Here is a 6,103-nt window from a genome sequence, read left to right on the forward strand (position 1 = left end):
CACGATTCACAACGAGTTCCGGTTTTCACGCCTTTTCGTACTGCTTGATGTAGTAAGCGCATTCCTTTTCCCAGACAAACCGCTCGTCCTTGAAATCAGCGTCGTGGAGCAACAAACCCCGCCACTCCTTCCAAACTTCATCGACGATATCGAGGAAAGCGGCCAGCGCCTTTTCACGGGTTTCATAACCGCTGCCCGACAGTTGCTGGAACGTTCGTTTTTGCAGTTGTTCGGCAAAGCTCTTGGCGAGCATGACATGCAGCAACTCGTGGTATAGGACTCCTTCCACGGTACCAAATTTGTTGTATTCGCTGATGGTTCTCGTTGCCATGGCGGCACAGAAAGCGGCTTTGTTTCCCAGGTATCGATCATCTTCGTTCAACATCCGATAAAGAGGAGCAAATTCCTTGATGTCCTTGAATTCCTTCTTGGGTTTCAGCTTGATATCGGCATCCAACTGAATATTCATCAATAGCGGTAGATAATTCCCGTTCTTTGCCAAAGGCAAGGTATATTGCAGTATGGCGCTGCATCGGGTTTTTCCCCAAGCACCTTCAAGTACGCCGTGGATCCATTTGATTTGTCCTATTTCAATCTTCGAGCTGGGGTTGGCGGTTCGAGGTATCTCTTGCAGAAAAACATTGGGATTTTCGGTCGGCTGTAATTTTCCAATGACGGCTCCCTGTTGCTGGATCGTCCGTAGTTTTTCAACCAGGGATTCAAGCCCGTAATTGACCGTAATCCAGTTGGCAAGCAACTCGAAAATCGAACTCATGAATCACCTCTCGCGTTTCCGGCGTGACGACGATGTCTGTCGTCTCCACGGTTGACAGAATTGCCATGGATTCCATCGTTACCACGGTGGAAAACAGCCATGCGGGTCGGGATTGCCGTTCCGCGATCCGAAGAAGCGTTGACTTTACGCGGCCGACATTGTCCGCCGCGCCATGGCGTCCTCCAACGATGCTGGTTTACGGCGTGGCCAGTTGTCCCCGCATTTCCGCTGCGTACTGATCGGCGTTGAGGCCGACCACCAGATGCAGGGTGCGGTTGGCCAGTCGCATCACGCCCGCCGCGCCGGCGGACCGCAGCGCCGCCTCGTCCACTGGCTGCTCATTCCCAAGCACCAGTCGCAGCCGAGTTTCGGCGCAGGCATCCACCCGCTCGATATTGCCGATGCCACCCAACGCTGCGATGAGATCCCGCGCCTTGCCGGCGGCCTCGGGATCGCGCAGTTTGGACACGATGCCGGCCGGCGCCGGCGCCGCCACCGGCGATGGCACCTCCACCGCATCCGCTTTCGGCCCGGCGGTTTTCAGATATTCTTCCATGTCGGTTTTCAGATTCTCGGAGCGGGTACCGAAAATGGCCTGCAAGCCGCTACCGACCGTCACCACCCCAGCCGCGCCCAGCGCCTTGAGTTTGTCGGGGCTGGCTTTGCCAACGTCGTTCAGCTCCACCCGCAGCCGGGTGATGCAAGCGTCCAGACTTTTTGATGTTGGCGCGTCCACCGAAGGCCAGCACCAGTTGTTTGGCGAAGCGTGGGCGATATCGGTGGCCGCATCGCTGGACATGACCGCTTCCTCGATCTCGCGGCCGGGCGTTTTGAGGTCAAATTTCTGGATCACAACGCGGAAGACGGTGTAGTACAGGGCCGCCCACACGGGGCCGAGCAGCAGCAGCCACCAACCGTGAGTGGATTTCGCGTACAGCACGACGAAATCGATGGTCCCGTGCGAGAACGTCATGCCGTGCTTGATGCCCAGTTCGATGCACAGGAAATAGGCGACGCCCGCCAGCAGGGCATGAATGAGGTACAGCACTGGCGCGACGAACATGAAGGCGAATTCGATCGGCTCGGTGATGCCGGTCAACCAGGCGGTCAACGCCGCCGAAAGCATGATGCCGCCGATCTTGGCGCGATTCTCCGGGCGGGCACTGTGCCAAATCGCAATCGCCGCCGCCGGCAAGCCCCACATCTTGAACAGATAGCCGCCCGCCATGTTGCCGGCGGTGGGGTCGCCGGCGATGTAGCGTTGGACTTCGCCGGTGATGATCTTGCCGGTGGTCGGGTCCAGGTAACTGCCGACCTCGAAAAAGAACGGTACGTTCCAGATGTGATGCAAACCGAAGGGGATCAGCAGGCGTTCGATGACGCCGTAGACCGTGAACGCCAGTGCCGGATTGCTTTCCGCCGCCCAATGGGAAAAGCTCTTGATGCCGGCGCCGATGGGTGGCCACAGGAAACTGAGCACGATCCCGAGGCCGATGGCGGCAAAGGCGGTGATGATGGGGACGAAACGTTTGCCGGCGAAGAAGCCCAGATAGGGCGGCAGGTTGATGCGGTAATAGCGGTTGAACAACGCCGCCGCGATGCCACCGATCAGAATGCCGCCGAATACGCCGGTATCGATGGAGAGGATGCCCATCAAGTCCTTGGTTTCCGAGCCCAGCAGCTTGGCCATGACGCCCAGCGTCGCCAGCAGCACCACGTAGCCGACCACCGCCGCCAGCGCGGAAACGCCGTCGTTGTTGGTCAGGCCCAGCGCCACGCCGATGGCGAACAGGATGGCCAGGCTGCCAAAGATGGCCCCGCCGGACTGCGCCATGATGTTGGAAGCCAAATCCGGCATCCAGCCGAAATGGGCGCTGCCGATGCCGAGCAGGATGCCGGCGACCGGTAGCACCGAAACCGGCAGCATCAGCGCCTTGCCGATTTTTTGCAGGAATGCGAATGCGTGTTGCCACATGACGGCGATCTCCAGACGGTTAGGCGGCGGCGAAGGGATCTGGACAGTACGCGCGCACTTCGGCGGCGGTTTCCAGGGTCAACGCCCGTCGCGCCAAGTCCTGGCATTCATGCCGCCACAGGGTGCGAATTTGCGCCTTGATGCTGGGAATGGTCGGCAGGCTGACGCTGAGTTCGTCCACGCCCAACCCGATCAGCAGCGGCACGGCCTGCGGGTCGCTGGCAATGCCGCCGCAGACCCCGACCCATTTACCCTGCGCGTGGGCGGCTTCGACCGTCCAGGCGATCAACCGCAATACGCTGGGATTGAGCCCGTCCACCTTGGGCGCCAGCTTGGGATGGCCGCGATCCATGGCCAGGGTGTACTGAGTCAGGTCGTTGGTGCCGATGGAGAAGAAATCCGCCTCACGGGCGAATTGCGCCGCCATGATCGCCGCCGCCGGGATTTCCACCATGATGCCGGTCTCGATGGGCTTGACGCCCAAGCGCTGTCGCTCCTCTTCCAACATGGCCTTGGCGTCGCGCAGTTCCGACAGCAGGCCGACCATCGGAAACATCACCCGGACTTTGCCGAATGCGGCGGCTCGCAGGATCGCCCGCAGTTGGGTGCGCAGGATTTCCGGGCGGTCCAAACCGATACGCAAACCGCGTTCGCCGAGAAACGGGTTTTCCTCCTTGGGAATGGGTAGATAAATGAGTGGCTTGTCTCCACCGACATCCAGCGTGCGGATGATCAGCGGTCGGTTCGGCCCCAAGGCTTCGGCGATGGATTTATAAGTTTCGAACTGTTCGTCCTCGCTAGGCGCGGTGCTGCGTTCCAGAAACAGGAATTCCGAGCGCAATAACCCGACACCCTCGCCGCCCAGACCGGGAACCTGCTCAGCCTCGGCCAGCCCGCCGATGTTGCCGACCACTTCCATGCGGTGACCGTCCAAGGTGATCGCTGGCTCGTGGGCCACCGCCATTTCGGCTTGCCGGCGGACGGCCAGCCGCTCCTGGGTCTCGCGGATGCGAGTGATGTCCTCGGGCGTGGGATTGAGGCGTAGCGTACCCTTGCCGCCGTCGAGAATCACCGGCGTGCCGTTGGGCAGTTCCAGCGCCCGTGGCTCGATGCCGGCCACCGCCGGAATGTCGAGCGAGCGGGCCAGGATGGCGACGTGCGAAGTCGCGCCGCCCAGCGTGGTGCAGAAACCCCGCACCTTGCTGCGATCCATGCTGGCGGTATCGGATGGCGTCAATTCTTCCGCCACCAGAATGGCGTTGGTTGGCGGTTCCTGGCGTTCCGGCTCCGCGCCGGTCAGCAAAGTCAGCACCCGCCGTCCCACATCGCGCAGGTCGTTGGCACGGGCCGCCAGTAATTCGTTGCGCAGGCTGGCTAGCCGATCGGCGTGGGTGGTGAAGGCCCGCTGCCAGGCGAATTCGGCGCTCTTGCCCTTGGCCAGTGCCGAATAGGCGATGTCCAGCAGATCGGGATCGTCGAGCAGTTCCTGATGAGCGGCGAAGATGGCGGCCTTGTCGGCGGCCCGTTCGCCGTGCAAGCGCGCCTGCAAGGCTTCCAACTGGATGCGTGCCTGATCGATGGCTTGGTCGAGACGATCCCGTTCCCGCTGGGGGTCGCCTTCAGCGGTTTCGGAAATCTGAATTTCCGTATGGCGAACCTGGAACACCTCGCCGACCGCCAAGCCCGGCGAAGCCGCCACCCCGATCAACAGGTTCGGGTTTTCCGAGCGTGGTCGGGGCGCCGGGGCGGAGTTGACCGATACTTCGAAGCTGGCCGGGGCCGGGGCCGGCGTACAGCCTTCATCGCCCAAACCTTCCCACAACAGTGGAGTCAGCGTCTCGATCGCTGCGTCGGCGTCGTCGCCCTTGGCGATCAGGGTGACCTTGTCACCGTGGCCGATTTCCAGGCCCATGATCGCCACCACGCTCTTGGCGTTGGCTTGCTGGTCGCCTTTTTGGATGCGGACCTCGGCCTTGAACTTCTTGGCGAGGTTGGCCAGCACCGCCGCCGGGCGGGCGTGCAAACCGGTGGGATTAGGAATGACGATCGCTTCGGAGGTGATTGCCTTGACCATGTCGGTGGTTTCCTCGACCGAGCCGCCGGTCAGGGTCAGATCCAGAATCACGTCCCGCCCGGCGCTCACCTGGCCGGAACGCGGCGCAAAGGTCGCCACCCGTTCGCTATTGGCGATCACGATCTGAGTCAGCAGGCTTTTGGCGTGGGTGGCGATGTAGTCGGCGTCAAAGTCGATCAGGGCATCGCCGGTTTGCACCGCATCGCCCGGTTGGACGCGCGCAGTGAAACCGGTCCCCTTGAGCCCAACGGTATCGAGACCGATATGCATCAGCACTTCGATGCCTTGCGGGGTGGTGACGGTGACGGCGTGTCCGGCCGGATGCAATTGGGTGATCTCGCCGTTGCAGGGCGCGCGCAGACACTGATCGAGCGGATCGATGGAGATGCCGTCGCCGACCATTTTCTGGGCGAACACCGGGTCGGGAACTCGTTCGATCGGTACCAGGGGGCCGGATAAGGGAGCAATCAGGGTGATATTGACGGTGCTTGAATCGCGGGGGATTGAGGTATTCATCATCGTTGTTCTCGACCTTCGGGTTCAGACGGGGATGTCCGGGTCCGGTTTTCCGGACTCTGGGCTGTCGAGGTTCTGGATATGACATTGATAAGCATAGGTGATACATCGAATTCTGGCGCTGAAAACTGTCTCCGCGTTGTGGCGCGGCAGGATGGGACATGAAAACTCGGCGTCGCAAAACGGTTAACAAGAATTCACCGGCTTGTTGCCAAATTTTCATATCGCCAAGGCAAATTCCGCTGACTACCGTCATTCATGAGCGACGCAGGGCGGATTCATGCAGCCATACCGATACCGAGCCGTTTGGCTCTCCGATGTCCACCTGGGATTCAAGGATTGCAAGGTCCAATTTTTGCTGGATTTTCTGGAAACCGTTGAGTGTGAACGACCAGGGCTTTGAAGGTGGACCCAACCTTGGTAGGTTGAGCGCTTTACTCTTGGAAGATGCTTCATGAGCTCGTTGTTGTCCCCGATCTTGCAACGCCTTGCCGGGCATTTCCCGATTCCCGTCATGGCCCGCGCCGTGTTGGAGCGTTGTCTCAATCCTCAGCAACTGGACACCTGGTTCGAGACGGTTGCTGGCGGGCAGTACACGCGCACCTTACTATTTTCCACCCTATTTCAGTTGATGCTGCAGGTGGTCAGTCGCCAGCGGCCCTCGATCCATGCGGCCTATCAGGCGGCGCCGGTGCCGATCGCGGTGTCGGTGAAATCGGTCTACAACAAACTCAACGGCTTGGAACCGGATACCTCGGCGGCC

3 protein-coding genes and 1 pseudogene are annotated in these 6,103 nt (G+C 60.7%); 1 reads left to right on the forward strand and 3 read right to left on the reverse strand.

The window, feature by feature from the left end:
• Positions 1–25: 25 nt before the first annotated feature.
• From E4P82_RS16930 to ptsP, 3 genes are all read right to left on the reverse strand, one after another.
• A complete protein-coding gene (locus tag E4P82_RS16930) occupies positions 26–775 on the reverse strand; it encodes a hypothetical protein (RefSeq protein ID WP_169249986.1) in 750 nt (249 codons plus the stop codon).
• A gap of 196 nt (positions 776–971) precedes the next feature.
• On the reverse strand, positions 972–2,750 hold the full coding sequence (gene ptsG / locus E4P82_RS16935) for a PTS glucose transporter subunit IIBC (RefSeq protein WP_169249987.1): 1,779 nt from the start codon (positions 2,748–2,750) through the stop codon (positions 972–974).
• Positions 2,751–2,769: 19 nt separating this feature from the next.
• A complete protein-coding gene (gene ptsP / locus E4P82_RS16940) occupies positions 2,770–5,343 on the reverse strand; it encodes a phosphoenolpyruvate--protein phosphotransferase (protein WP_169249988.1) in 2,574 nt (857 codons plus the stop codon).
• Positions 5,344–5,794: 451 nt separating this feature from the next.
• Here ptsP and E4P82_RS16945 point away from each other — a divergent pair.
• Positions 5,795–6,103: pseudogene (locus E4P82_RS16945) on the forward strand (IS4 family transposase); the annotation flags it as partial.

The sequence above is a fragment of the Candidatus Competibacter phosphatis genome (assembly GCF_012939995.1).
Taxonomy (GTDB): Bacteria; Pseudomonadota; Gammaproteobacteria; order Competibacterales; family Competibacteraceae; genus Competibacter; species Competibacter phosphatis.

Coding starts and splice junctions, on each gene's coding strand:
- E4P82_RS16930 (WP_169249986.1), bottom strand. CDS start 775: ATGAGTTCGATTTTCGAGTTGCTTGCCAACTGGATTACGGTCAATTAC.
- ptsG (WP_169249987.1), bottom strand. CDS start 2,750: ATGTGGCAACACGCATTCGCATTCCTGCAAAAAATCGGCAAGGCGCTG.
- ptsP (WP_169249988.1), bottom strand. CDS start 5,343: ATGATGAATACCTCAATCCCCCGCGATTCAAGCACCGTCAATATCACC.